Origin of the sequence: Litorisediminicola beolgyonensis (assembly GCF_042679605.1) — a bacterium.
Taxonomy (GTDB): Bacteria; Pseudomonadota; Alphaproteobacteria; order Rhodobacterales; family Rhodobacteraceae; genus Litorisediminicola; species Litorisediminicola beolgyonensis.
The window spans coordinates 180651-206151 of record NZ_JBHTMU010000001.1 but is presented as its reverse complement, the minus strand read 5'-3'; the positions used below and the strand labels follow the sequence as shown (position 1 = coordinate 206151).

Annotated in this window: 22 protein-coding genes; 15 read left to right on the top strand and 7 right to left on the bottom strand. The window is 68.9% G+C overall.

Going from position 1 to position 25501, the window contains the following annotated elements:
- Window positions 1-71: 71 nt before the first annotated feature.
- Complete coding sequence (locus ACFQ4E_RS00975) at window positions 72-890, top strand: sulfotransferase family protein (protein WP_386801045.1); 819 nt, start codon at window positions 72-74, stop codon at window positions 888-890.
- Window positions 891-929: 39 nt separating this feature from the next.
- Here the strand turns inward: ACFQ4E_RS00975 and ACFQ4E_RS00970 are convergent, their stop codons facing one another.
- Together ACFQ4E_RS00970 and ACFQ4E_RS00965 are read right to left on the bottom strand one after the other, a co-directional pair.
- Entirely contained in the window at window positions 930-1697 is a 768-nt protein-coding gene (locus tag ACFQ4E_RS00970; RefSeq protein WP_386801044.1) for a hydroxypyruvate isomerase family protein, read from the bottom strand.
- Window positions 1694-2284 carry a DUF1285 domain-containing protein gene (locus ACFQ4E_RS00965; protein ID WP_386801043.1) on the bottom strand — a complete coding sequence of 197 codons (591 nt, stop codon included), beginning with the start codon at window positions 2282-2284 and terminating at the stop codon, window positions 1694-1696. The genes ACFQ4E_RS00970 and ACFQ4E_RS00965 overlap by 4 nt, the downstream gene beginning before the upstream one ends.
- A 69-nt stretch (window positions 2285-2353) precedes the next feature.
- On the opposite strand from ACFQ4E_RS00965, the gene ACFQ4E_RS00960 reads away from it, so the two are divergent.
- The 4 genes from ACFQ4E_RS00960 to ACFQ4E_RS00945 are packed head-to-tail and all read left to right on the top strand — an operon-like array spanning window position 2354 to window position 9040.
- On the top strand, window positions 2354-3358 hold the full coding sequence (locus tag ACFQ4E_RS00960; RefSeq protein WP_386801042.1) for an AAA family ATPase: 1005 nt from the start codon (window positions 2354-2356) through the stop codon (window positions 3356-3358).
- On the top strand, window positions 3355-4230 hold the full coding sequence (locus ACFQ4E_RS00955; protein WP_386801041.1) for a DUF58 domain-containing protein: 876 nt from the start codon (window positions 3355-3357) through the stop codon (window positions 4228-4230). The genes ACFQ4E_RS00960 and ACFQ4E_RS00955 overlap by 4 nt, the downstream gene beginning before the upstream one ends.
- Window positions 4227-7001, top strand: a complete 2775-nt coding sequence (locus ACFQ4E_RS00950) for a DUF4159 domain-containing protein (protein WP_386801040.1) — start codon at window positions 4227-4229, stop codon at window positions 6999-7001. Before ACFQ4E_RS00955 ends, ACFQ4E_RS00950 begins: the two co-directional genes overlap by 4 nt.
- The gene (locus tag ACFQ4E_RS00945; RefSeq protein ID WP_386801039.1) at window positions 6998-9040 is read left to right on the top strand and encodes a glutamine amidotransferase; all 2043 of its coding nucleotides are present in this window, start codon (window positions 6998-7000) and stop codon (window positions 9038-9040) included. The genes ACFQ4E_RS00950 and ACFQ4E_RS00945 overlap by 4 nt, the downstream gene beginning before the upstream one ends.
- A 36-nt stretch (window positions 9041-9076) precedes the next feature.
- Here the strand turns inward: ACFQ4E_RS00945 and ACFQ4E_RS00940 are convergent, their stop codons facing one another.
- The 3 genes from ACFQ4E_RS00940 to ACFQ4E_RS00930 are packed head-to-tail and all read right to left on the bottom strand — an operon-like array spanning window position 9077 to window position 10601.
- On the bottom strand, window positions 9077-9436 hold the full coding sequence (locus tag ACFQ4E_RS00940; RefSeq protein ID WP_386801038.1) for a hypothetical protein: 360 nt from the start codon (window positions 9434-9436) through the stop codon (window positions 9077-9079).
- A gap of 5 nt (window positions 9437-9441) precedes the next feature.
- Window positions 9442-10185 (bottom strand): DUF599 domain-containing protein, encoded by a 744-nt coding sequence (locus tag ACFQ4E_RS00935; protein WP_386801159.1) that lies wholly within the window; start codon window positions 10183-10185, stop codon window positions 9442-9444.
- Window positions 10186-10190: 5 nt separating this feature from the next.
- Complete coding sequence (locus ACFQ4E_RS00930; RefSeq protein WP_386801037.1) at window positions 10191-10601, bottom strand: CopD family protein; 411 nt, start codon at window positions 10599-10601, stop codon at window positions 10191-10193.
- A 109-nt stretch (window positions 10602-10710) separates the two neighbouring features.
- Between ACFQ4E_RS00930 and ACFQ4E_RS00925 the strand changes: the two genes are divergently transcribed.
- The 7 genes from ACFQ4E_RS00925 (at window position 10711) to ACFQ4E_RS00895 (ending at window position 17474) form a co-directional block, all read left to right on the top strand.
- Complete coding sequence (locus ACFQ4E_RS00925) at window positions 10711-12159, top strand: FAD-linked oxidase C-terminal domain-containing protein (protein WP_386801036.1); 1449 nt, start codon at window positions 10711-10713, stop codon at window positions 12157-12159.
- Window positions 12160-12219: 60 nt separating this feature from the next.
- The gene (locus tag ACFQ4E_RS00920) at window positions 12220-13362 is read left to right on the top strand and encodes an FAD-binding protein (protein WP_386801035.1); all 1143 of its coding nucleotides are present in this window, start codon (window positions 12220-12222) and stop codon (window positions 13360-13362) included.
- Window positions 13359-13703, top strand: coding sequence for a hypothetical protein (locus ACFQ4E_RS00915; protein WP_386801034.1), 345 nt, complete (start codon window positions 13359-13361; stop codon window positions 13701-13703). The genes ACFQ4E_RS00920 and ACFQ4E_RS00915 overlap by 4 nt, the downstream gene beginning before the upstream one ends.
- Window positions 13703-15079: a glycolate oxidase subunit GlcF gene (gene glcF, locus ACFQ4E_RS00910; protein ID WP_386801033.1), complete on the top strand. Its 1377-nt coding sequence runs from the start codon at window positions 13703-13705 to the stop codon at window positions 15077-15079. Before ACFQ4E_RS00915 ends, glcF begins: the two co-directional genes overlap by 1 nt.
- A gap of 94 nt (window positions 15080-15173) precedes the next feature.
- Window positions 15174-15974, top strand: coding sequence for a trypsin-like serine peptidase (locus ACFQ4E_RS00905; protein ID WP_386801032.1), 801 nt, complete (start codon window positions 15174-15176; stop codon window positions 15972-15974).
- Window positions 15971-16837 carry a trypsin-like serine peptidase gene (locus ACFQ4E_RS00900; protein WP_386801031.1) on the top strand — a complete coding sequence of 289 codons (867 nt, stop codon included), beginning with the start codon at window positions 15971-15973 and terminating at the stop codon, window positions 16835-16837. The genes ACFQ4E_RS00905 and ACFQ4E_RS00900 overlap by 4 nt, the downstream gene beginning before the upstream one ends.
- A gap of 163 nt (window positions 16838-17000) precedes the next feature.
- The gene (locus tag ACFQ4E_RS00895; protein ID WP_386801030.1) at window positions 17001-17474 is read left to right on the top strand and encodes an Hsp20 family protein; all 474 of its coding nucleotides are present in this window, start codon (window positions 17001-17003) and stop codon (window positions 17472-17474) included.
- Between the two features lie 81 nt (window positions 17475-17555).
- On the opposite strand, the gene ACFQ4E_RS00890 is transcribed toward ACFQ4E_RS00895, so the two are convergent.
- Window positions 17556-19031, bottom strand: a complete 1476-nt coding sequence (locus ACFQ4E_RS00890) for an NAD-dependent succinate-semialdehyde dehydrogenase (RefSeq protein ID WP_386801029.1) — start codon at window positions 19029-19031, stop codon at window positions 17556-17558.
- A 92-nt stretch (window positions 19032-19123) separates the two neighbouring features.
- On the opposite strand from ACFQ4E_RS00890, the gene ACFQ4E_RS00885 reads away from it, so the two are divergent.
- The 3 genes from ACFQ4E_RS00885 (at window position 19124) to yaaA (ending at window position 22917) form a co-directional block, all read left to right on the top strand.
- A complete protein-coding gene (locus ACFQ4E_RS00885) occupies window positions 19124-19915 on the top strand; it encodes an alpha/beta hydrolase (RefSeq protein ID WP_386801028.1) in 792 nt (263 codons plus the stop codon).
- Between the two features lie 103 nt (window positions 19916-20018).
- On the top strand, window positions 20019-22070 hold the full coding sequence (recQ, locus tag ACFQ4E_RS00880) for a DNA helicase RecQ (protein ID WP_386801027.1): 2052 nt from the start codon (window positions 20019-20021) through the stop codon (window positions 22068-22070).
- Window positions 22071-22152: 82 nt separating this feature from the next.
- The gene (gene yaaA / locus ACFQ4E_RS00875; RefSeq protein WP_386801026.1) at window positions 22153-22917 is read left to right on the top strand and encodes a peroxide stress protein YaaA; all 765 of its coding nucleotides are present in this window, start codon (window positions 22153-22155) and stop codon (window positions 22915-22917) included.
- Here the strand turns inward: yaaA and ACFQ4E_RS00870 are convergent.
- Window positions 22879-25416: a PAS-domain containing protein gene (locus ACFQ4E_RS00870; RefSeq protein WP_386801025.1), complete on the bottom strand. Its 2538-nt coding sequence runs from the start codon at window positions 25414-25416 to the stop codon at window positions 22879-22881. The two genes, yaaA and ACFQ4E_RS00870, sit on opposite strands and share 39 nt — an antisense overlap.
- Window positions 25417-25501 lie beyond the last annotated feature (85 nt).

The window sequence follows — 25501 nt, the reverse complement described above, 5'->3', positions numbered from 1 at the left end:
TCTTTTGCTTTTTTCAGACGGTGCGCGCGCAGAAGACGCGCCTCGAGCAGGATGTCGGAGGCACGGCCGCTATGGGCTTTCCCGGAACATGGATGACCGAGAGTGAGAGCGTGGTCTACCGCGTGGTGCCGAAATGCGCCTGCTCGACCATCGGGCAGATCATGTATTACTCGGATCATGGGCAGTTCTTCGACGGGGACATTCACGATGCGGAACAGGGCCTGCACAAATGGGCCCGCGAGGACAGCCAGGCGGCGATCAAGGCCAACGTCAAGACGCGCTCCTCCTATGCGTTCACATGTGTCCGAAATCCCTACACGCGCATCCTTTCGTCCTTCTTCGACAAGATCTGCGGCATCCAGCGCAACGGCAAGCGCTACCGCGGCAATCTCGTCCCGCTCCTGATCCAGAAATACGGGATCGAGGTCGGCGGCGACGACGGCAAGGACGAGTTCGACCAGATCAAGAGCTTCCGGCGCTTCCTGCTCTTTGCCCGCGACACCATCCGCTGGCGCCGCCCGATGGAGCCGGACATCCACTGGTCGGCAATGTCGGGGCATGTCTCGACCTTCATCGTCAATGGCGGTCGCTACAACAAGATCTTCTGGACCGAGCAGTTCAACGAGGGCATGCAGGACGTGCTCGACCATATCGAGACGCCGCATCCGGTCGATCTCGCGACGATCCCGCGCTTCAATGAAAGCGAAGGGCACGGGCCGAAGCGCGCCCACCCGGTCGAGGAGTATTTCGACGATCTCGCGATGCATCTCGTCTACGAGATCTACAAGCGCGACTTCGAGCTGTTCAAATACGATTTCGAGAACCCGGGCAACAAGATGCCGGTGGGCGAGATCGACCTCAACGAGGTTCACGCCAAGCTTGGCGACTGAGCGCTAAGGCGCGCCCGCCTCAAGCTGCCCCCTAAGCCCTCAGGCCGCCAGCGCGCTGCGCAGGGTGCTCAGCCACTCGGCATCCTGCGGATCGGGGTCGGGATATTCGACGCTCACCCAGCCGTCATAAACGCTCTCGACCATCGCGGCGTAAAGCCGGGCCTCCTCGGGATGGCCTGGATCGGGCGCGCCGCGGCCGTCTAGACCGGCGATCTGCACATGCGCCGCCCGGTGGCCATGCTCGCGCCAGACGCCCGCGGCATCTCCGTGGATGCGATGCGCGTGCCAGCTGTCGAACTGCAACGCCACGTTGGGCCGGTCGACCGCGTCGAGAACCTCGGCCGCGCGCTCGAAGCTGTTCAGCCAGTAGCCCGGCGCGTCTCCGGGGTTCAGCGGCTCGATGGTCAGCGTCAGGTCCGGCTGCGCATCCGCCGCGGCGCGGAGATTGTCGACCAGCGTGTCGCGCGCGCCGGGCGCGTCGGTCGTGCCGGACATGATGTGCAGCATCGGCGCGCCGCAGGATTTCGCGTAGCGCATCGCCTGTTTCAGCTCCTTGCGGAACGCCTTGGCCTCGCCGGGAACGGCCGCGCGGCCCCGGTCGCCGTGATCCCAGCCCGACACGGGTGTGTTGATCAGGACAAGCGCCAGGTTCGCCCCGTCCAATGCCTCGGCGAAGATCCCCCGCCCCAGATCGTAGGGAAAGAGGCACTCGATCGCGTCGAAGCCCAGCTCGGCGGCGCGGCGCGGACGCTCGAGGACCGGCAGGCCGAACTCCAGAAGCGTGATATTCGCGGCGATCCCCTTCATTCCGGCAACTCCGCCGAGGGGATGACCGGGAAAAACGCGCCGCCCGACCAGAGACCGAACCAGCTGTCGCCTTCGTGCGGGTGATGCGCGCCAAGCTCGACCAGCCGGTAGAAGCTCTTGCGGTCGATCAGCGCTTCGAGGTTGCGGCGGATCAGCACATAAGGCGAGGGCTCGCCGGTCTCGGGGTCGCGCTCGACCCGGATCGGATGGTCGGGCCCGGCGACCGCGACGTCGCCGACATGGGTGGTGAAGGTCAGCACCTGATCCTCGCCTTCGCCCGCGGCCTCCACATCCGTGGCCACGAAAGGCGCGTCCTCGACCGTGATCCCGACCTTCTCGACCGGCGTCACGAGAAAGTAATTCTCGCCTTCTTTCTTGAGGATAGAGGAGAACAGCTTGACCAGACCGAAGCGCCCGATCGGCGTGCCGAGATAGAACCACGTGCCATCGCGGGCGATGCGCATGTCGAGGTCGCCGCAGAACGGCGGGTCCCATTTCTCGACCGGCGGAAGCCCGCGCCTGCCCTCTTTCCGGGCGGCCGCGGCGATCCCCTCTGCCGTCGGCGTCACGGAATTTTGTGTGCTCATTGCTTTTGCCATTTGCGGCTCGGAAGATATGGTCATGCTCTACAACCTAGCAGATAGAGAGGCGCTGTCATGGCCGAGGACGATCTGGTCGCAGAAATCGAGGCGCTCGAAGCCAAGCTGGCGGATGCCAAGGCGGCCATCACCAAGCGGTTCATCGGGCAGGAACGCGTGGTCGACCTCACCCTCTCGGCGCTGCTTTGCGGGGGCCACGCGCTCCTGATCGGCCTTCCGGGTCTCGGCAAGACGCGGCTCGTCGAGACGCTCTCGACGGTGATGGGGATCGATGGCAACCGGGTGCAGTTCACGCCCGACCTGATGCCCGCGGACATCCTCGGCTCGGAAGTGCTCGAGACCGGCTCGGACGGCTCGCGCGCCTTCAAGTTCATCCCCGGCCCGATCTTCTGCCAGCTCCTGATGGCCGACGAGATCAACCGTGCCAGCCCGCGCACCCAGTCCGCGCTCCTGCAGGCGATGCAGGAAAAGCAGGTCAGCGTCGCGGGCGAGACCCGCACCCTCGCCGCGCCCTTCCATGTGCTCGCCACCCAGAACCCGATCGAGCAGGAGGGCACCTATCCGCTGCCCGAGGCCCAGCTCGACCGCTTCCTCGTGCAGATCGACGTGGGCTACCCCAACCGCGAGACCGAGCGCGACATCCTTCTGGCCACGACCGGCGTCAGCGACGCGCAGGCGCACCGGGTCTTCGACACCGAAAGCCTGATCGAGGCGCAGGTGCTCCTGCGCCGGATGCCGGTGGGCGACAGCGTCGTCGAGATGATCCTCGACCTCGTCCGCGCCTTCCGCCCCTCCGATCCGTCCTCGCCCGAGCGGGTCCGCGACCTTGTCGCCTGGGGCCCCGGCCCCCGCGCCGCGCAGGCGCTGATGATGACCGTCCGGGCGCGCGCGCTCCTGCAGGGACGGCTCGCGCCCTCGCCCGAGGATGTCATCGACATGGCCCGCCCGGTCCTCGTCCACCGTATGGCGCTCACCTTCTCGGCCCGCGCCCGCGGCGAGGATCTGGGCGAGCTCATCGACAGCGTCAGCGCAGGGCTCCTGCGCACCAAGGCGGCTGCGTGACAGAGCCCCTTCGCCTTCGTCAACGCGCGCAAGAGGAAGCCTCCCGCCTGCCGCCGCTCCTGGCGCGGGCGGAGCATCTTGCGGGCACCGTCCTTCTGGGCGAGCACGGACGGAGGCGCGCCGGTCTCGGCGACGATTTCTGGCAATACCGCCCGCTCATGCCGGGCGACAGCTACCGCGCCATCGACTGGCGCCGCTCGGCCCGTGGCGATGCGCAATTCGTGCGCGACCGCGAATGGCAGATCGCGCAATCGGTGCTTCTCTGGTCCGATCCCGGCGCGTCGATGCGCTTCTCCTCGGACAAGGCGCTGCCAACCAAGTTCGACCGCGCCGGGCTTCTCGCCCTCGCTGTCGCGGTGCTCCTCATTCGCGGCGGCGAACGTGTCGGACTGACCGGCTGGACGCTGCCGCCCCGGCGCGGGCAGCGCCAGATCCTGCGGCTGGCCGAGGCCTTCACCACCGAGGACCCCGAGGACTACCCCGCCCCCGAGGCGCGCGGGATGCTCCCGCATGCGCGGGCGCTGTTCCTGTCGGATTTCATGGGTGACATCGCGCCGGTGGAGGCCGCGCTGACCAAGGCCGCCGATCGCGGCGTGCGCGGCGTGATCTTCCAGGTGCTCGACCCCGCCGAAGAGGTCTTTCCCTACGAGGGCCGCACGATCTTCCAGAGCGTCGGCGGCACACTGGCCCATGAGACCATGAAGGCCGGCGACCTGCGCGCGCGCTATCTCGACCGTCTGGCCGAGCGCAAGGCGCGGCTCGAGACGCTCGCGCGCGCCACCGGCTGGCTCTTCGAGACGCATCACACCGACAAGACCGCACAATCGGCGCTGCTCTGGCTCTGGCGGGCGCTCGACGGGGGACATGGATGACGGTTCTCGGACCTCTCGGTTTCACCGCGCCCTGGCTGCTCCTGGGCCTTCTGGCGCTGCCGATCCTCTGGATCATCCTGCGCGCGGTGCCGCCCGCGCCGATCCGGCGGCTCTTTCCCGGCGTCGCGCTGCTTCTGGGGCTCAAGGACGAGGAACAGGTCAGCGACCGCACGCCCTGGTGGCTCCTGCTTCTGAGGATGCTCGCCGTCGCCGCGGTGATCGTCGGCCTCGCCGGTCCGATCCTGAACCCCGAGGACGAGGGCGAGGCCGCGGGCTCCGCGCCGCTTCTGGTGCTCATGGACGCGAGCTGGGCCTCGGCCAATGACTGGTCGTCCCGGATCGACGCGCTCGACGCGCTTCTGGCCGAGGCCGGTCGTCAGGACCGTCCCGTCGCCCTCCTGCGCCTGACCGCGCCCGAAGCCCCGCAATTCCAGGCGGCTGGCACCTGGCAATCGCGGCTCACCGGTCTCGCCCCCCTGCCCTGGCAGCCCTCGGACGAGATGATGGCCGAGGCCGCCGCGCTTCTGCCCGACGAGGGCTTCGACAGCTACTGGTTCTCCGACGGGCTCGCACGCGACAGCCGCGAAGCGCTTCTGACGACGCTGGAAGACCGCGGCCGCGTCACAGTCTTCGAAAGCCCGCGCCCGCTCTACGGCCTGCATCCCGCGCGTTTCGAGGATGGCGAAGTGGCGCTGACGCTGCGCCGCCTGCGGGACGGGATCGCCCGCGAGGTCACGGTTCTGGCGCAGGGTCTCGACCCGGCGGGCAATCCCGCCACGCTCGACCGCGCCACGCTGGCCTTCACCGCCGACGATCTCGCCGCCACCGCCACGCTCGACCTGCCCGCCGAGCTGCGCGCCCGCGTCACCCGGTTCGAGGTCGAGGCCGCCTCGAGCGCGGGCGCCATCACGCTGCCGGACGATTCGCTCCGCCGCCGCGAGGTCGCGCTGATCGCCGGGACCGAGGACCGCGAAGGGCTCGAACTGCTGTCGCCGCTCCACTATCTCGAGCGCGCGCTCGAGCCGACCGCCGATCTGATCGGCGGCGGCATTCTCGACGTGCTCCCCGCCAATCCCGACGTGATCGTCCTGGCCGATGTCGCCACCATCTTCGGCGGCGAGGCCGAGGCGCTGACCGACTGGATCGAAAGCGGCGGGATGCTTCTGCGCTTCGCCGGTCCGCGTCTGGCGGGCAGCGAGGTCAGCCGCGACGACGAAGACCCGCTCATGCCCGTGCGCCTGCGCGCGGGCGGCCGCAGCGTCGGCGGTGCGATGAGCTGGGGCGAGCCCAAATCGCTTGCGCCCTTCGATGCCGAGAGCCCGTTCTTTGGCCTCGAGGTGCCCGAGGACGTGACCGTCACCGCGCAGGTCATGGCCCAGCCCGACCCGACGCTCGCCAGCCGGGTGATCGCGCAGCTGACCGACGGCACGCCGCTCGTCACCCGCAAGCGCATGGGTGCAGGTCAGGTGGTGCTCGTGCATGTCACCGCCAATGCCGAATGGTCCTCGCTGCCGCTCTCGGGTCTCTTCGTGCAGATGCTCGAACGGCTCGCCGTCTCCTCCATGCCCGCCCAGCCCGAGATCGAGGACATGGCCGGCACCACATGGGAGCCGATCCGCGTGCTCGATGCCTTCGGCGAGCTGAGCGATGCCGACGCGCTCCCCGGTGTCTCGGGCGAGATGCTGGTCTCTGCCGCGCTCGGTCCCGATCTGCGTCCCGGCCTCTACCAGGGCGAAGAGCGCAGCCTCGCGCGGAACGTCGTCACCGCCGAGACCGAGCTGCGCCCCGCCCTCTGGCCCGACCGGATCCCGGTCGAGGGCCTCGCCCGCGCCGAGGAACGCCCGCTGGCCGGGTTCCTTCTGGCGCTCGCCATAGCTCTTCTCTTCGCCGACGTGCTGGCCTCGCTCGCCCTCTCCGGTCGCCTGCGCGGCGCCCGGGCCAGCAGTTCCGCGACCGCGGCGCTGGCCCTGATCCTCGCGCTCGGCACGGTCCCCGCGCCCACGCAGGCGCAGGACGACACCTTCGCCATCGACGCGACCTCGGACGTGACGCTCGCCCATGTGCTGACCGGCGACACCCAGATCGACAACCTGGCCGCCGCGGGGCTCAAGGGCCTCTCCGACACGCTCTTCTTCCGCACCTCGGTCGAACCCGGGCCCCCGATGGGCGTCGATCTGGAAAACGACGAGCTGGCCTTCTTCCCGCTCCTCTACTGGCCGGTCACCCCTGACCAGCCCACGCCCTCGGCCGAGGCCTATGCCAAGCTCAACACCTACCTGCGCTCGGGCGGGATGATCCTCTTCGACACCCGCGACGCCGATATCGCGAGCTACGGCGCGTCCTCGCCCAATGGCCGCAAGCTGCAGGAACTGGCCGCGCCGCTCGACATCCCGCCGCTCGAACGCGTGCCGCAGGATCATGTACTGACCCGGACCTTCTACCTGCTCCAGGATTTCCCCGGCCGCTACACCGGCCGCGACGTCTGGGTTGAGGCCGCGCCGCCCGATGCCGAACTGGTCGAGGGCATGCCCTTCCGCAATCTCAACGACAACGTCACCCCCGTGGTGATAGGCGGCAATGACTGGGCCGGGGCCTGGGCGACGGATGCCTCGGGCCTGCCGCTGAACCGTCTCGGGCGCGGCTTCTCCGGCGAGCGCCAGCGCGAGATCGCCTATCGCTTCGGGGTCAATCTGGTGATGCATGTGCTGACCGGGAACTACAAATCCGACCAGGTCCATGTGCCTGCGCTGCTCGACAGGCTGGGCCAATGACCGGCACCATCGTCTTCGATCCGCTCCTGCCCTGGGTGGCCATCGGCGCGCTGGCCGCGCTCGCCATCCTCGGCATCGTGCTGGCGCTCTGGCGCGGGCTCGCGGGCTGGGCGCTCCGCGCCCTGGCCGGGCTGGTGCTTGTCGCCGCGCTGGCGCAGCCCGCCTACCAGGAAGAGGACCGCGCGGCGCTCACCGATATCGTCCTTCTCGTCGTCGACAAGAGCGCGTCGCAAACGCTCGCTGAACGCGCGGGCGTCACCGACGAGGCCGCCGAGACGCTGGAGGCGCGGCTCGCCGCCCGCCCCAATACCGAGTTTCGCCGGATCGAGGTCGGCGATGGCGAGGGCGATGCCGGAACGCTCCTGATGACCGCGCTGACCGAGGCGATGGCCGAAGAGCCGCGCGGCCGCATCGCGGGCATCCTGCTTTTGTCGGACGGCCGGCTGCACGATCTCGAACGCGCCCCCGACCTGCCCGCGCCCATGCATCTCCTTCTGACCGGACAGGAGGACGACTGGGACCGCCGCCTCATCGTCAAGAACGCCCCTGCCTTCGCCATCCTGGGCGAGCCGGTGACGCTCACGCTTCGCGTCGAGGATGACGGCGCCGCGCCGGGCGACACCACCACGCCGCTCGACATCTCGGTCGACGGGGCCGAGCCGCAGCGCTTCACCCTGCCCATCGGCGAGGATCTCGACCTGCCGATCACCCTGCCCCATGGCGGTCTCAACGTGATCGAGTTCACCGTGCCCGAGGCCGAGGGCGAGCTGACCGACCGCAACAACACCGCGCTGGTGCAGATCAACGGCGTCCGCGACCGGCTGCGCGTGCTTCTGGTTTCGGGCGAGCCGCATGCGGGCGGGCGCACCTGGCGCAACCTCCTGAAATCCGACAGCTCCGTCGATCTCGTGCATTTCACCATCCTGCGCCCGCCAGAAAAGCAGGACGGCGTTCCGGTGACCGAGCTGTCGCTGATCGCCTTTCCGACCCGCGAGCTCTTCCTCGACAAGATCGACGATTTCGACCTGATCATCTTCGACCGCTACAAGCGGCGCGGCATCCTGCCCGCGATCTATCTCGACAACGTCCGCAACTATGTCGAACAGGGCGGCGCGGTGCTGATCGCCGCGGGACCCGACTACGCCTCGGCGGATTCGATCTTTCGCTCGCCCCTGGGCGAGGTGCTGCCCGCCGCGCCCACCGCGCGCGTCGTGGACGAGGGCTTCCGCCCAGCGATCACCGATCTGGGCGAGCGTCACCCGGTCACCTCTGGTCTGGCCGGGGAAGACAGCTGGGGCCGCTGGCTGCGCCAGATCGAGGTCGCACCGGGCGAGGACACCGAGGTCGTGATGTCCGGCATCGACGACCGCCCGCTTCTCGTGCTCGACCGCAAGGGCGAGGGCCGCGTCGCGCTTCTGGCCTCGGACCAGGCCTGGCTCTGGTCGCGCGGCTACGAGGGCGGGGGACCGCAGCTCGACCTCCTGCGCCGCCTCGCGCATTGGTTGATGAAGGAGCCCGAGCTCGAGGAAGAGACGCTGATGGCCGAACCGACCGGCCAGACCATGCGCATCATCCGCCGCACCCTCGCCGAAGAGGTCGGCACGGTCACCGTGACCCGCCCCGACGGCACGACCGAGGAGATCACGCTCGACGAGGTCTCTCCCGGCCGCTTCGAGGCGCTCTATCGCGGCCCCGAAATCGGTCTCTATCGTCTCGCGGAAGGCGAGGAAGAGGCCGTTGTCGGCCTTGGCCCCGCCGCGCCGCGCGAGTTCGAGGAAACCATCGCCAGCGGAGACGCGCTGGAGCCCGTGATTGACACGATGCGCGGCGGCGTGCTGCGGCTGGCGTCGGGCGTGCCGTCCTTGCGCGACGTGGGCGAAGGCCGCCCCGCCGCCGGTCGCGGCTGGATCGGTCTCACCCCGCGCGAGGCCTACGAGACCCGCGATGTGCGGCAATTGCCGGTGCTCCCGGCATGGCTCGTACTGCTTCTGGCCTCGGGCCTGACCGTCGGCGCCTGGCTGCGCGAAGGCCGCCGCTGACACGGGACAGCGGGCCGGAAAATCGGCCCGCGCGCCTCAGCGCAATGTCAGGGTAAAGCTCTGCTCGGACCAGCCGTGCTCATGGCAGCGTGCGCGCAGAATCAGCTCGCGCGTCCCGTCGGGCACCATCACCGAGGACAGCGACCGCGTGAAGGGCTGCTCCTGCACATGCGGATGCAGAAGCTCGCGCGTGCCCAGGACCTTGCCCGACACATCCTCGGCCCGCCAGGCATCGGCGTAATTCTCCCAGCCGGTATCGGCATGCTGGACGGTCGCCGAGATCCGCCAGCCCATCCCGGTCTTCGAGGCCTCGCCATCGAGCACCCGCGCCTCGTCGGCGCGCAACGCATGCGCGGACGCGGCGATCATGAGGAGGCAGAAGAGAATCCGTTTCATGTCAGTCACCTTACGCCTTCTCCCCGCGCCGTCTCGTCACTCTTGCGTGTCGGAGCGGCTTTCAAAAGCACTTCGCGCGAATCCGAGGCAAACTCGCGCCGCAGCACCACGATCAGCGTCGCCAGCGTCGCGAGGACCAGCGGCAGCGTGCCGACAAGAAACGCCCCCGAGGCGATCCCGAAATAGACCGAGCGCAGCCCGCGATTGTAGCTCCGCGCCGCGGTCACGTTGATCTCGCCCGCCTGCGCGGCGCGCGGATAGGCGCCGGGATCGGCCGGATCGTTCGGCACCGACGCCATGAGCACCGCGCAATAGCCGAAGAGCCGGTGCGACCAGACAAATTTCAGGAACGCATTGACCGCGAAGACCAGCATCAAAAGGAGCTTCAGCTCCCAGATCACCACCGGCGGCGCGGTGCTGACCAGATCGGCCGCAACCCCGCGCAAAAGGTCGGCATTGCCGATCAGCGCGAAGCCCCCGCCGATGGCGATCATCGAGGCCGAGGCCAGGAACGCGGTGCCCTGCCGCAGATTGCCGACGATCTGGCTGTCGAAGATGCGCGGGTCGCGCGCCACGAAGACCTGCATCCATTCGCGCCGGAACCCGGCCATCAGCCACGAGGTCGAGCGGCGGCGCTCCGGCGGATGCTCGATCAGGAGGCCCGACCCGATCCAGGCCACCCCGAGCAGGATCAGCGCCAGCCAGTCCGCAAGCTGGAAATAGCCCAATGCCGCGAGCCCCTGCTCCATGCCCATCAGAACGGCTTTGCGACCACGACCCAGAGGATCGCGATCACGCCGAAGACGCTGATCTCGTTGAAGATGCGCAGGTAGCGGTCGCTCTCGGTGAAGACGCCGCGCCGGGCCCGCAGAACCAGGCGCCCGGTCCAGGCGTAATGCCCGGCCAGCAAGAGAACGAGCGCCAGCTTCAGCCACACCCAGCCCGGCATCCCCCAGAGACCGCCCAGCCAGAGGCCGGTCCCGAGCGCGATCACCCCAAGCCCCGCCGAGAACCGGTAGAGCCGGATCGTCAGATCGCCCAGGGGTCCGAACGCGCCCAGCCGCTCGTATTCGCGCTTCCAGTAGATCAGCGCGCGGGGCACGGCGAAGATCGAGGTCATCCAGCCCATCACGCAGAGAAGATGTACGATCTTGATCCAGTCCATGGCGCCAAGTGCTGCCCGTCTTCGCGCGGTTGTGCAAGTGTGCCGCACGTGAATCCGGTGGTCAGCGTGGCCCTGTCACCCTAAGCTTACTCTCCGAGGAGGACACGCCATGGAGATGCCGAAACCCGACGCCGCCGTGCTCGCGCGCAAAGCCGAGATCGTGGCGCGCCTGTCCCGCGCCCTGCCAGAGGACGCCGTGATTTCCGACGAGGCCGAGACGCGCGCCTATGAATGCGACGCGCTGACCGCCTATCGCTGCCCGCCCCTGGCCGTGGTCCTGCCAAGCTCGACCGACGAGGTCGCGACGACGCTCCGGATCTGCCACGAGGCCGGTGTTCCGGTTGTCCCGCGCGGCTCCGGCACCTCGCTTGCGGGCGGGGCGCTGCCGACCGCCGATTGCGTGATCCTCGGCGTGGCGCGCATGAACCGCGTGCTCGAGACCGATTACGACAACCGCTTCATCCGGGTCGAGACCGGCCGAACCAACCTGTCGGTCACCGGCGCGGTCGAACAGGACGGCTTCTTCTACGCGCCCGATCCCTCCTCGCAGCTCGCCTGCGCCATCGCGGGCAATATCGCGATGAACTCGGGCGGCGCGCATTGCCTGAAATACGGCGTCACCACCAACAACCTGATGGGCGTGACCATGGTGCTGATGGACGGCACGGTGGTCGAGCTCGGCGGCGCGCATCTCGATGCGGGCGGGCTCGATCTTCTGGGCGTCGTCTGCGGCTCCGAGGGCCAGCTCGGCGTCGTGACCGAGGCCACACTCCGCATCCTGCCCAAGCCCGAAGGCGCGCGCCCGGTGCTGATGGGCTTCTCCTCGAACGAGGTGGCGGGCGCCTGCGTGTCCGACATCATCAAGGCGGGTGTGCTTCCGGTGGCGATCGAGTTCATGGACCGCCCCTGCATCGAGGCCTGCGAAGCCTTCGCCAAGGCAGGCTACCCGATGTGCGAGGCGCTGTTGATTGTCGAGGTCGAGGGCTCGGAGGCCGAGATCGACCACCAGCTCGGGCTGATCATGGAGGTCGCCAGGCGCCATGATCCGGTCGAGATGCGCGAGGCCAAGGATGCCGACGAGGCCGGCCGGATCTGGCTCGGCCGCAAATCGGCCTTTGGCGCGATGGGCCAGATCAACGACTACATGTGCCTCGACGGCACGATCCCGGTCTCGGAACTGCCGCGCGTCCTCAAGCGCATCGGCGAGCTGGCCGATGAATACGGCCTCGGCGTCGCCAACGTGTTCCACGCGGGCGACGGCAACATGCACCCGCTCATCCTCTACAACGCCAACACCCCCGGCGAGCTCGAGAAATGCGAGGCGATGGGCGCCGACATCCTGCGGCTCTGCGTCGAGGTCGGCGGCTGCCTGACCGGCGAGCACGGGGTGGGGATCGAGAAACGCGACCTGATGGCGGATCAATACGCGCCGGACGATCTGGACCTGCAGATGGCGGTGAAGGACGTGTTCGACCCGAACTGGCTCCTGAACCCGGCCAAGGTCTTTCCGCTCGGCGCCTCCGAGGCGCGGCGCGGCCAGAAACTCGCGGCGGAATGAGCGGCAGCGGCCGGCGCAGCGCGCGCGCGACGTCACCCGGAAGGAATTGAGGCCAGAGACATGCAACAGGTGTCGGAGCAAACGGCGACCGCGCGTCACCGTCCGAAAACCGAGGAAGAGCTCGCCGAGCTCATCGCCGGGGCCAACGCGCCGTTCTCGATCCGGGGCGGCGGCAGCCAGGGCGTGGCGCTCGCGGGCGAGGCGGTTCTGGAAACCGGCGGCCTGAGCGGCATCACCCTCTATGAGCCCGGCGCGCTGACGCTCGTCGCGCGCGCGGGCACGCCGCTGTCCGAGATCGACGTCGCGCTCGCCGCCGAGAGCCAGCGCCTGGCCTTCGAGCCGATGGATTGCCGCGCGCTGATGGGCAGCGACGGCGCGCCGACGCTCGGCGGCATGGCCGCCGCCAACCTCTCCGGCCCGCGCCGGGTGCAGGTGGGTGCAGCGCGGGACTTCATGCTGGGCGTCCGCTTCGTCGATGGCAGCGGGCGGATCGTCAAGAATGGCGGCCGGGTGATGAAGAACGTCACCGGCTACGACCTCGTGAAGCTGATGGCGGGCGCGCATGGCACGCTTGGCGTCCTGACCGAGATCGCCCTCAAGGTGCTGCCGACGCCAGAGACGCAGGCCTGCCTGATGATCGACGGGCTCTCGGACGGCGAGGCCGTGGCGGCGATGGCCAAGGCGCTCTCCTCGCCCTACGAGGTCATGGGCGCGGCGCATGTGCCGGAGGGCCCGGGCGGCACACCCGTCACCATGCTCCGCCTCGAAGGCTTCGAGACGCAGGTCAGCTACCGCCTCGACCAGCTCAAAGCCCTGTTCCCCGGCGCGGCGATCCGGGTGGAGCGCGATCCCGATCAGGTCGACACCGGCTGGCGCCGGGTGCGCGACCTCGAAGGCTGGGCCGAGACGCAAGGCGATGTCTGGCGGCTGTCCTGCACACCCTCGGACGCGCCCGGTCTGGTCGAAAAGGCGGCCCCCGAGGCGCATCTCTACGACTGGGGCGGCGGACGGGTCTGGCTGCGCCTGCCCGAGGGCACCGATCTGCGCGCGCGCCTCGGCGCGTTCGACGGCCACGCGACGCTCCTGCGCGGCACCGGCCAGCCGCGCTTTCAGCCCGAGCCCGAGGCCGTCGCTCTCCTGACGCGCGGACTGCGCCAGCGCTTCGACCCGAAGGGCCTCTTTAACCCGGGTCTCATGGGATGAGGACCGACGCGCTCATTCTCGCCTACGGGCTCTGCTTCCTCGCGGGGCCGCTGATCTTCCTGATGGCGCTCCGGGCCGATCCCGGACGCAGCACCGCGCTGGCGCTCGGCATTCTCGTGCTGGCCGCACTGGTGCTGGCCGCCCGGCTCCAGTCGACGACGCCCGCCGCCGCGCTGGCCGCGCTCTGGCTTGCCTGGGTCGGCACCGTGGCGCTTCTGGCGCGGGCCGCCCGCGCCCGGCTCACCGATCCCCGCACCCGGCGCTGGGGCCTTGTCGCGGGACTTCTTGCAACGACCGTGCCGTGGTTCGGCCTGGCCACAGCCCTCTGGATGACCGCCTGATGCAGACGAATTTCACCGAGACCCAACTCAAGGACCCGGACGTCAAGCGCTCGAACGAGGTACTTCGGGCCTGCGTGCATTGCGGCTTCTGCACCGCGACCTGCCCGACCTACCAGGTGCTGGGCGACGAGCTCGACAGCCCGCGCGGGCGCATCTACCTGATCAAGGACATGCTCGAGAACGACCGGCAGCCCGATGCCAAGACGGTGCGCCATATCGACCGCTGCCTGTCCTGCCTCGCCTGCATGACCACCTGCCCCTCGGGCGTGCATTACATGCATCTCGTGGATCACGCCCGCGCCTATATCGAGGAGCGCTATACCCGTCCCCTCCCCGAGCGCGCGCTCCGCTGGGTCCTGGCGCGCATCCTGCCCTATCCCGGGCGCTTCCGGCTGGCCCTGCTCGGCGCCAAGATCGGCCGTCCCTTCGCGCGGCTGATGCCCGATCCGCGGCTGAAGGCGATGCTCGAGATGGCCCCGCGCCGCATTCCGCCGGTCAGCCCCAATGACGACCCGCAGGTGTTCCCGGCGCAAGGCGAGCGCCGCAAGCGCGTCGCCCTGATGACCGGCTGCGCGCAGAAGGCGCTCAACACCGACATCAACGACGCCACCATCCGGCTCCTGACCCGGCTCGGCTGCGAGGTCGTCGTCGCCGAGGGCGCGGGCTGCTGCGGCGCGCTCACCCATCACATGGGCAAGATCGACGAGAGCCACGCCAGCGCCGCCCGCAACATCCGCGCCTGGACGCGCGAGATCGATGGCGACGGGCTCGACGCCATCGTGATCAACACCTCGGGCTGCGGCACGACGGTCAAGGATTACGGCCACATGTTCCGCACCGAGGCCCTAGCCGAGGACGCCGCCCGCGTCTCCTCGCTGGCCCGCGACGTGAGCGAGGTGCTGGTCGAGCTTCTGGAGCCCGCCCATGTCGCGACCGGCAACGAGGCCCGCGACGACATCGCCGGGACCGACGCCGCGCCCGGCCACGGGGTCGCGGCGCCGCCCAAACCCGAGGGCCAGGGCCTGACGGTCGCCTATCACGCCGCCTGCTCGCTGCAGCACGGCCAGAAGATCAAGGCCCATCCCAAGGAGCTGCTGAAGCGCGCGGGCTTCACCGTGGTGGAACCTGCCGACAGCCATCTGTGTTGCGGCTCTGCGGGCACCTACAACCTGATGCAGCCCGCGATCTCGAAAGAGCTCAAGACCCGCAAGCTCGCCACGCTGCATGCACGCGATCCCGACGTGATCGCCGCGGGCAATATCGGCTGCATGATGCAGCTTGCCTCGGGCGCTCAGGTGCCCGTGGTGCACACCGTGGAACTGCTCGACTGGGCGACCGGCGGCCCGAAACCGCCCGCCCTGTTGCGCGCCGGATAAACCGGACAATCGCCCTCGGACGAGTCCCTCCACGGTCGTATTTTCGCCAAACCCGGGCGGTATGTCGCCCGGGAACTCGATAAGGACGAGATCAGTGCGCGACTTACTGGTTCTTCTGGCGGCGGGTGCCTGTCTCGCTGGCTCGGCCGCGGCGGACGGCCTGTTCAGTTTCGGAAATGCCCGCCAGGATTCGGGCTGGGGCGCTGTCGGGCGGCTCGAGATCGCGGGCGACGCCTTCTGCACCGGCGCGATGATCGCGCCCGACCTCGTGCTGACCGCCGCGCATTGCCTCTTCGATGCCGAGACCGGCGCGCCGAGCGATGTCACCGAGATGACCTTCCTCGCGGGCTGGCACTCGGGACGTGCCGCGGCCTATCGGCGGGTGCGCCGCGCGGTTGCCCATCCCGATTACGATTTCAGCGGCAGCGACGGTCCCGGCCGCGTGCCCTTCGACATCGCGCTGCTCGAACTGCAGCACCCGATCCGCAACACCGTGATCGAACCGTTCGAGACCGATCTCCTGCCCGAGATCGGCGACCGGATCGGCGTCGTCTCCTACATGAGCAGCCACAGCGACGCGCCCGTGCTGCAGGAGCTGTGCAAGATCCTCTCGCGGCAGGACGGCTATGTGGTGATGTCCTGCCAGGTGGATTTCGGCTCGTCCGGCTCGCCCGTCTTCTCGTTCGAGAGCGGCCAGCCGCGGATCGTCTCGGTGGTCTCGGCGATGGCGCAGTCCGACGGCGCGCCGGTCTCGCTCGGCACCGCGCTCAACGACCCGGTGGCTCTTCTGAAGGAAGAGCTCGCCCATGCCCGCGACATGGCCGCCCTGCCCGGCACCCGCTCGGTGCGCCCGGGCGATCCGCCCGCGACCAGCGCAAAGGTCCTCAGACCATGATCGCGCCCGCCCGCCTTGTCGCCGCCCTGCTCGCTGCGCTTACCCTCTCCGGCCCCGCAAGCGCCCAGTCCGCGCTCGAGGCGCTCGACCAGCGCGGCAAGATGCTCGGCTGGGAGGGCGTCGGTCGCATCGATCATGCGGGCGGCATCTGCACCGGCACGCTGATCGCGCCCGACCTCGTCCTGACGGCAGCGCATTGCGTCGACCGGCTGGGCCGCGCGCCCTCTCCGGGCCGGGTCGTGTTCCGCGCGGGCTATCATTCGGGCCGCGCCATGGCCGAACGCTCGGTCGCCCGCATCGCCATCGCCGAGGGCTATCTCGGCGACCCGAACGGACGCATCCGCGCCGACATGATCGCCCGCGACGTGGCGCTCCTGAAGCTCGACGCGCCCGTCGCTTCGGCCGAGGCCGACCCGTTCCGCGTCGCCGCGACCGGCACCAGCGGCGACCGCGTCAGCGTCGTCTCCTACGGCCGCGGCCGCGAAGAGGTCCTGTCGCGCCAGGCCGAATGCTCGGTCATCGGACGGTTCGAGGGCGGCGTCCTGGGCTTCGACTGCGACGTCACCTTCGGCTCTTCGGGCGCGCCGGTCTTCGTGCGCGAAGACGGGCGCACCCGCATCCTGTCGATCGTCTCCGCAGGCTCCGAGAATGCCGCCTACGGGATGACGCTGTCGAACACCGTCGCCGCCCTGACCGCGACGATCCGGCAGCCGCTTCCGCCGCCCCGCGTGTCGTCCGGCATGCGCACCGTGACCGCGCGCGGCGCCACGACCTGGCGAACGGTGGGCGAGGACAAGGCCGAGGGCCAGACCAACTGGCGCACCGGCCCCGGCGGCGCGAAATTCGTCCGCCCCGGCGAATAGGCCCGCGCCCGAACGCAGCGATTCCAGGCTCTTGACGGGCCGCCATGCCCTACCCACATAGCGAGTGCCGGGACGCCTAGAGAGGGTCCCGGCATCACGACAGCGCCTGTCCCGACCGGGAAGGCGCGCACAGATTGGTATCGCTCAAAGGAGGATTCCTGCCATGCGCAGCTTCGATCTCGCACCGCTTTACCGGGCCACCGTCGGCTTCGACCAGATCGCCGACCTGATGGACCGCGTGCTGGCCAATGACGTGGCCCAGCCCACCTACCCGCCCTACAACATCGAAAAGACCGCCGACGATGCCTATCGCATCTCCATCGCGGTCGCCGGCTTCTCCGAGGCCGACCTCTCCGTCGAGGTGAAGGATCACGCGCTCGTCGTGTCCGCCCGCAAGACCGAAGAGGATGAGGGCAAGACCTACCTGCATCGCGGCATCGCCACCCGCGCCTTCGAGCGCCGCTTCACGCTGGCCGATCACGTGCGCGTCGTGGGTGCGTCCTATGCCGACGGCATGCTGCATGTCGATCTTCAGCGCGAGATCCCCGAGGCCCTGAAGCCCCGCCGGATCGAGATCGCCAAAGCCGACGCCCGCACCACCCAGAAGGACGTGGTCGACGCCGAGAAGGTGAACTGATCGCCTAACGGCATGACCTAAGACGACAACGCCCCGGCCAGACGGCCGGGGCGTTTTTGTTTTGCAAAATAAGGCCTTGGATCAGACCGACAGGCAGACGTATTTCATCTCCTGGTAGTCATCCATCCCGTGGGTCGAGCCTTCGCGGCCGAGGCCGGACTGCTTGACGCCGCCGAAGGGCGCAACCTCGGTCGAGATGATCCCGGTGTTCACGCCGACAATGCCGTATTCCAACGCCTCGGCCACCTTCCACACGCGGCTCATGTCCTTGGCGTAGAAATAGGACGCGAGGCCGAAGATCGTGTCATTGGCCATGCGGATCACGTCGTCCTCGTCCTCGAACTTGAAGAGCGGCGCGAGCGGACCGAAGGTCTCGTCAGTTGCGAAATCCATCTCCTGCGTGGCGCCGGTCACGATGGTCGGGCCGAAGAAATTGCCGCCCATCTCGTGCTCTTCGCCGCCGAGGATGACCTCGCCGCCCTTCGCCTTGGCGTCGGCGATATGCTCCTGCACCTTGTCGATGGCTTCGCGGTTGATCAGCGGCCCGAGATCGACGCCGTCTTCCAGACCGTCGCCGACCTTCATCGCCGCGACGCGCGCGCGCAGCTTCTCGGCGAAGGCATCATAGACACCGGCCTGAACGTAGAGACGGTTCGCGCAGACGCAGGTCTGGCCGTTGTTGCGGAACTTGCAGGCGATGGCGCCTTCGACCGCCGCGTCGAGATCGGCATCGTCGAACACGATGAACGGCGCGTTGCCGCCCAGCTCCATCGAGCATTTCATCACCTGGTCGGCAGCCTGCTTGAGAAGGATGCGGCCCACCTCGGTCGAGCCGGTGAAGGTCAGCTTTCGCACCTTGTGGTTCTCGCAGAACTCCTTGCCGGTCTCCGAGGCCGAGGACGACGGCACCACGTTGAAGACCCCCGCCGGAATCCCGGCGCGCTCTGCCAGAACCGCGATGGCGATGGCCGAAAGCGGCGTCTCCTTGGCCGGGCGCGCCACGAAGGCACAGCCCGCCGCCAGCGCCGGGCCCGCCTTGCGGGTGATCATGGCGTTGGGGAAGTTCCAGGGCGTGATCGAGGCCGCCACGCCGATGGGCTGCTTCATCACCATGATGCGCTTGTCGCGCTGGTGGCCGGGGATCAGTTCACCGCCCGAGCGCTTGGCCTCTTCGCCGAAGAACTCGATGAAGCTGGCGCCATAGCCGATCTCGCCCTTCGATTCGGTCAGGGGCTTGCCCTGCTCGGCGGTCATGATGATGCCGAGATCGTTCTGGTTCGCCATCATCAGGTCGAACCATTTGCGCATGACCTGCGCGCGTTCCTTGCCGGTCCAGGACGCCCATTCCTTTTGCGCCTCATAGGCTTGGTCGATCGCGTCCGCGACCTGGGCGCGACTCAGGTCGGCCACCTGCGCGATCACGTCGCCGCGCGCCGGGTTGGTCACGTCGAACGTGCCCTTGTCGCCCTCGACCCACTGGCCGCCGACATAGGCGCGGGTTTCCAAGAGGCTGGGATCGTTCAGAAGTTCGGAAAGATTGGTGGTTTGGTCGAGCATGTCGGGTCTCCCGCCTATTTCGGGATGCGCTCATCGGCGCATCTGATACGTCTTGCCCCGTCCTTATCTCGGTCACAAGGGAGAGAAAAGCGATGGACCTGGACGACGCCTATGCCAACCATACCCACATTCCCGGTGCCGATGACTATCCACCGCGCTGGGACGAGGCAGCGCGATCGTTCCGCCAGAGGCTCGGCGCGGTCAACCGCGCCCGTCTGGCCATTCCGTATGGTCCGAAAACGCGCAACGAGCTCGATCTGTTCCTGCCCCTGGGCAAACCCGAGGGTCTGTTGATCTTCGTCCATGGCGGCTACTGGCGGCGCTTCGGTCGCGGAGACTGGTCGCATTTCTCCGACGGCGCGCTTCTCAGCCACTGGGCGGTCGCGATGCCCTCCTACACGCTCTGCCCCGAGGCCACGATCCCCGAGATCACCGACGAGGTCACGCAAGCCGTGATCCGCGCCGCCGAAGAGCTTCCCGACATGCCGATCCGGCTCGCCGGTCACTCGGCGGGCGGCCATCTCGTGGCCCGCATGCTCGAGCCCGGGCGCCTGCCCGACGCTGTCGCAAGCCGTATCGAGGCGGTCATGCCGATCTCGCCCGTCGCCGATCTCGAGCCGCTCCTGCGCACCTCGATCAATGACGATCTGCGCCTCGACGAAGACACCGCGCGGGCCGAGAGCCCGATCCACCAGCCCAAGCCCAAGCGGCCCGTCACCGTCTGGGTCGGCGCCGATGAGCGGCCCGCCTTCCTCGATCAGGCGCGCTGGCTGGCCGAGGCCTGGGACGCACAGCTCGAGATCGAGGACGGCAGACATCATTTCGACGTGATCGACGGGCTCGCCGATCCCGAGAGCGCCATGATGCGTCGGCTTCTGGGATAGGTCGGGGAACGCACCGGCGGGCCTCAGGAGGCTTGTTCACCAAATCTTAGTGTGCGACTGTCTGCATAAGAGCAGATATAGTCAAAACACGACAGGCCCGCCCATGCCCCGCGACCTCCCCGAGGCCCCCGCGCTGTTGCGCGACATCTTCGGATTCGACGCCTTCCGCCCCGGCCAGGGCGAGATCGTCGAGGCGGTCGCCGACGGCCAGAACACGCTGGCGATCATGCCCACAGGCGGCGGCAAATCGCTCTGCTTCCAGCTGCCCGCGCTCATGCGCCCCGGCGTGACGGTGGTGATCTCGCCCTTGATCGCGCTCATGCGCGACCAGGTGAGGGGCCTGCGCGAAGCCGGTGTCGCCGCGGGCGCGCTCACCTCGGCCAATACCGAGGACGAAACCAACGCGGTCTGGGACCAGCTCCGCGACGGCTCGCTCAAGCTTCTCTACCTCGCGCCCGAGCGGCTCGCCTCGACGGGCACGCAGCGGATGCTGGCGCAGGCCGGTGTGAGCCTGATCGCGGTCGACGAGGCGCATTGCGTCAGCCAGTGGGGCCACGATTTCCGCCCCGATTACCTCCGCATCGGCGAGCTGCGCCGGGCGCTCGACGTGCCGCTCGCGGCCTTCACCGCAACCGCCGACCAGGAAACCCGCGACGAGATCGTCACCCGGCTCTTCGACGGCGTACCGCCCAAGAGCTTCCTGCGCGGCTTCGACCGCCCGAACATCCACCTCGCCTTCGCGCCCAAGGACGGCCCCCGCGCGCAGATCCTGCGCTTCGCCGCCGCCCGCAAGGGCCGCTCGGGCATCGTCTATTGCGGCACCCGCGCCAAGACCGAGACGCTGGCCCAGGCCCTCCGCGAGGACGGCCACCCCGCCGTCGCCTATCACGGCGGCATGGAGCCCGATCAGCGCCGCGCCGTCGAGGACCGCTTCGCCACCGAGGACGGTCTGATCGTCGTCGCCACCGTCGCCTTCGGGATGGGCGTCGACAAGCCGGACATCCGCTGGGTCGCCCATGCCGACCTGCCGAAATCCATCGAGGCGTATTACCAGGAGATCGGCCGCGCCGGCCGCGACGGCGCCCCCGCCGAGACGCTGACCCTTTTCGGCGCCGACGATATCCGCCTCCGCCGCGCCCAGATCGACGAGGGCCTCGCGCCGTCTGACCGGCGCGCCGCCGATCACGGTCGCCTGAACGCGCTTCTCGGCCTGGCCGAGGCGCTCGGCTGCCGCCGCCGGGTGCTTCTGGGCTATTTCGGCGAGACCGCCGAGCCGTGCGGAAATTGCGACCTCTGCGACAGCCCGCCCGAGACCTTCGACGGCACCGACGCGGTGCGCAAGGCGCTCTCCGCCGCGCTGCGGACCGGCGAAAGCTTCGGCGCCGGACACCTGATCGACATCCTCACCGGCAACGCCACCGACAAGGTCCGCCAGCGCGGCCATGACGGCCTGCCCACCTTCGGCGTCGGGCAGGAGCTCAAGCGCGGCGAGTGGCAGGCGGTGTTCCGCCAGATCATGGGCCGCGACCTGATGCGCCCCGATCCCGAACGCCACGGCGCGCTGGTGATGACCGAGGCCGCGCTTCCCGTTCTGCGCGGCGAAGAGCAGGTCGAGCTCCGCCGCGACGCGATGGACCGCGCCCGCGACCGCCGCCCGGCGGTCAAGACGCTGGTGGCCGAGGAAGACGCGCCGCTCCTCTCGGCGCTCAAGGCCAAGCGCCGCGCCCTGGCCGAGGCCGCGCGCGTCCCGGCCTATGTGATCTTCCCCGACCGCACCCTGATCGAGATGGCCGAGACCCGGCCCCAGAGCCTCGACGACATGGCCCGGATCGGCGGCGTCGGCGCCAAGAAGCTCGACCGCTACGGCGACGCTTTCCTCGAGGTCATCGCGGGCGCCTCGCCCGAGATGCATCCCCAGCGCCGCAAGCTCGCCGGGCGCGAGGCCGGGTCGCTCTTCGACCGGCTTCTCGAAGCGCAGGCCGCGCTCGCCCGCGGCCCCGACGGCACCGACAAGCCGCTCTCCTGCTCGGCCTCGCAACTCGCCCGCATCGCTGAACATCGCCCCGGCGACACGCAGGCGCTGGCGCTCTATCTCGACACCCGCCGGGTCGAGCGGTTCGGCGATGCGTTCCTCAAGGTGCTCGAGGCCGCCTGACCTGCGGCGCGGCGTCGCTCTGCCCTCGCCCTCGGCGCCCCCTCGCGTTAGATAGCGCCCCGGATGTGAGCAGGAGGATGCGATGCTGGTGGTAATCTCGCCCGCCAAACGGCTGGACTGGAGCGAACGCGCGATCCCGACGACGGCCCCCGCCTTCGAGGAGGACGCGGTGCGCCTGTCCAAAACCATGCGCAACCTGACGCTCGGCAAGCTCAAGGCGCTGATGGATCTTTCCGACGATCTGGCCAAGCTCAATCGTGACCGGTTCCGCGACTTCTCAGACGCGCCCTCGGATGCCGATCTGCGCCCCGCCGCGCTGGCCTTCGCGGGCGACACCTACCAGGGGCTCGACGCGCCGTCGCTCGACGAGGATGCGCTCCACTGGGCGCAGGACCACCTGCGGATTCTCTCGGGCCTTTACGGCCTTTTGCGCCCGCTCGACGCGATCCAGCCCTACCGGCTCGAGATGGGGTCGCGGCTCAAGACCCGCCGCGGCGCCTCGCTCTACGACTACTGGGGCGACACGCTCGCCCGCGCCCTGAACGCCCAGGCCGCCGAGACCGGCACCGACACGCTGGTGAATTGCGCCAGCCAGGAATATTTCGGCGCCGTGCCCGAGACCGCGCTCAAGCTGCGCGTGATCACCCCGCAATTCATGGAGCTGAAGGACGGCAAGGCCCGGATCGTCAGCTTCCACGCCAAGCGCGCGCGCGGCGCGATGGCGCGCTTCATCGTCGAGAACCGCCTGACCGATCCCGAGACGCTCACCGGGTTCGACAGCGGCGGCTATCGCTTTGAGCCCGACATGTCAGAGCCCGACCGCCCCGTGTTCCTGCGCGACGCCTGACACCGCCACCGGCCCGAACCGCTCGAGCGCATCGACAAGCGCGGCGCGGCGCAGCGGCTTGGTGAGCACCAGGTCGACCCCGGCCTCGAGGATCTCGCGCCGGTCGGCGTCGCGCGCATGCGCGGTCACCGCCACGATCGGCACCTTTCCGGTGGGCCCCGCGGTCGCGCGGATGCGCCGCGTCACGTCGCGGCCATCCATCTCGGGCATGGAGATGTCCATGAAGATCAGGTCGGGACAGCGCGACTGCCAGGCAGCGAGCGCCTCGCGCCCGTCATTGGCGACGCGCAGCGCCACGTCATAGCCCGAGATCATCTTTTCGAAGACCTTGCGGTTCGTGCGGTTGTCCTCGGCCAGCAGCACGTCGAGCGCGCCCGGGGTTGCGCCGCTCTCGGGCAGAGCGACAGGGGTCTCGGGATCGCCCGGAGCGGGCGCGCGTTCCGGCAGACCTTCGAGCGCGCGGAACAGCGCGCTGCGATCGGCGGGCCGGTTCAGCGCGGCCTGCAGACGCACGCCGTCGGCGGCAGGCGCCGGTCCGTCCGACAACAGAAGCGCGGGCGCGTCAGCCCCGTCGCGCCGCGCGGATGTCAGCGCGGAGAGCGCGGCGCTGCAATCGCCGCTGCAGGACAGGATCAGCACGTCCCAGGGCCCCGGCGCCATGTCCCGGAACTCGGCCAGCGTGGCGCAGGCCGTCGCTTCGAGCCCGGCGAACTCGAGCTGCGTGAAGAGGATCGAGCGCCCGGATTCCGAGCTCTCCAACACCAGCGCCCGGCGCAGGTAGGAGGGCAGGCTCGCCTGCACGGTCAGCCGCGGCTCGGCCACCGGAAGCGTGACGCGGAAGCCGAAGCACGATCCGTCGCCCGGAACCGAATCCACCCAGATCTCGCCGCCCATCAGCTCGACCAGGCGGCGCGTGATCGACAGCCCGAGCCCCGCCCCGTCATGGCGGCGGGTGCTGTCGCTTTCCGCTTGGGTGAACTCGCCAAAGATGATCCCGAGCTTCGAGGACTGGATGCCGATCCCGGTATCCTCGACCGTGATGTGCAGCGCGCTCTTGCCGCTCGCTTCCTCGAAGCCGTTGACCCGGATCAGCACATGGCCCTCGCGGGTGAACTTGACCGCGTTGTCGACGAGTTTCGACAGAACCTGCTGGAGCCGCGCCTGGTCGCCGCGAAACCGGATCGGCAGGAACATGTCGTAATCGAGCAGGATCTCGATGCCCGCATCCCGCGCCGCGTCGCGATGGGACAGGATCACCTCCTGCACCATCTGTTCGAGATCGAAGGCCTCGTCCGCAAGCTCGATCCGCTCGGCCTCGATATTGGCGAGGTCGAGCACGTCGTCGATCACCGACAGAAGCGCCTGCCCGGAGTCGCGGATGGTCTCGACGCATTTGCGCTGCTCGCCGTCGAGCGGCGCGTCGAGAAGGATCTCGGACATGCCGATCACGCCGTTCATCGGCGTGCGGATCTCGTGGCTCATATTTGCGAGAAAGGCGGATTTGGCGCGGTTGGCGGCCTCGGCCCGCTCGGAGGCGTCCTTCAGGTTGCGCTCGGTGGTCTTGAGCGCGGTGATGTCGACCCTGAGACCGACCCGGGCGCCATCGGTGGTCTCGCGCTCGAAGACGCGGATCCAGGTGCCGTCGGACAGCCGTTCCTCCAGCATGCTCTCGGCCTTGAGGTGCCGCTCCATCCGGTCGGCGAGCCACCCGTCCTCGCGCCCCACCGCATCGGCATATTGGCCGTTCCTGAGCCCGTAGCGCAGGATCTCGGCATAGGAATTGCCCGGAACGATGGCCGGGGCGCTAATCTTGTAGAGCTCGCGATAGCGTTCGTTGCAGGCCAGGAGCCGGTCGTCGGAATCGTAGATGACGAAGCCGTCGGGAAGCTGCTGCACCGCCGACCACATCCGCATCAGCTCGGTCGTGTCGACGAAGATCGACACCGTCTCGCCCTCGGGCGTGCGGCGGTTATGGACCTTCATGTAGGTGCCGTCGAAGAGCCTGAGCGTGAACGGGCGCTGCTTCTCGCTTCGCCAGCCGTCGCGCATCTGCGCGCGCCACCCCTCGGGCGAGGCGTCTTCGGGATCGGCGATGCCCTCGTCGATCAGCGCGTCGATCAGGTCGAACACATGGGTGCCCGGGCCGATATGGTCGAGCCCGCCGAACATCGCGAGATAGGCGCGGTTGGCGAACTCGAGCCGGTCGTGCCGGTCGAAGAGCGCAAAGCCGTCACGGATCGAATCGAGCGCCTTCCAGAGATGGTTTTCCACCGTCTCGATCTTCGTCACCGCATGGTGGAGCTCGGTCATCACGCGGCTGTTTTCGTCGCGCATCGTGTCGACCTGCGCGCGGGTGTTCGAGATCTCGCGACTGAGGCTCTGCGACTGCGCGCCGAGCTGGCGCCGGGCCCGACCGAGCTCGATCCGTTTCTGTTCGAGCGCGCGTTCGGCGGCCAGCCGCGCGCGCCGTTCGCGGGAGAGATCTTCGCCCAGGGACATCGGCCGACCTCGAATCGACAAAAGAAAACGCCCCGGCAGGATTGCCGGGGCGGTGTGAAGATCGCCTTAACGATGTCGGAGCGGG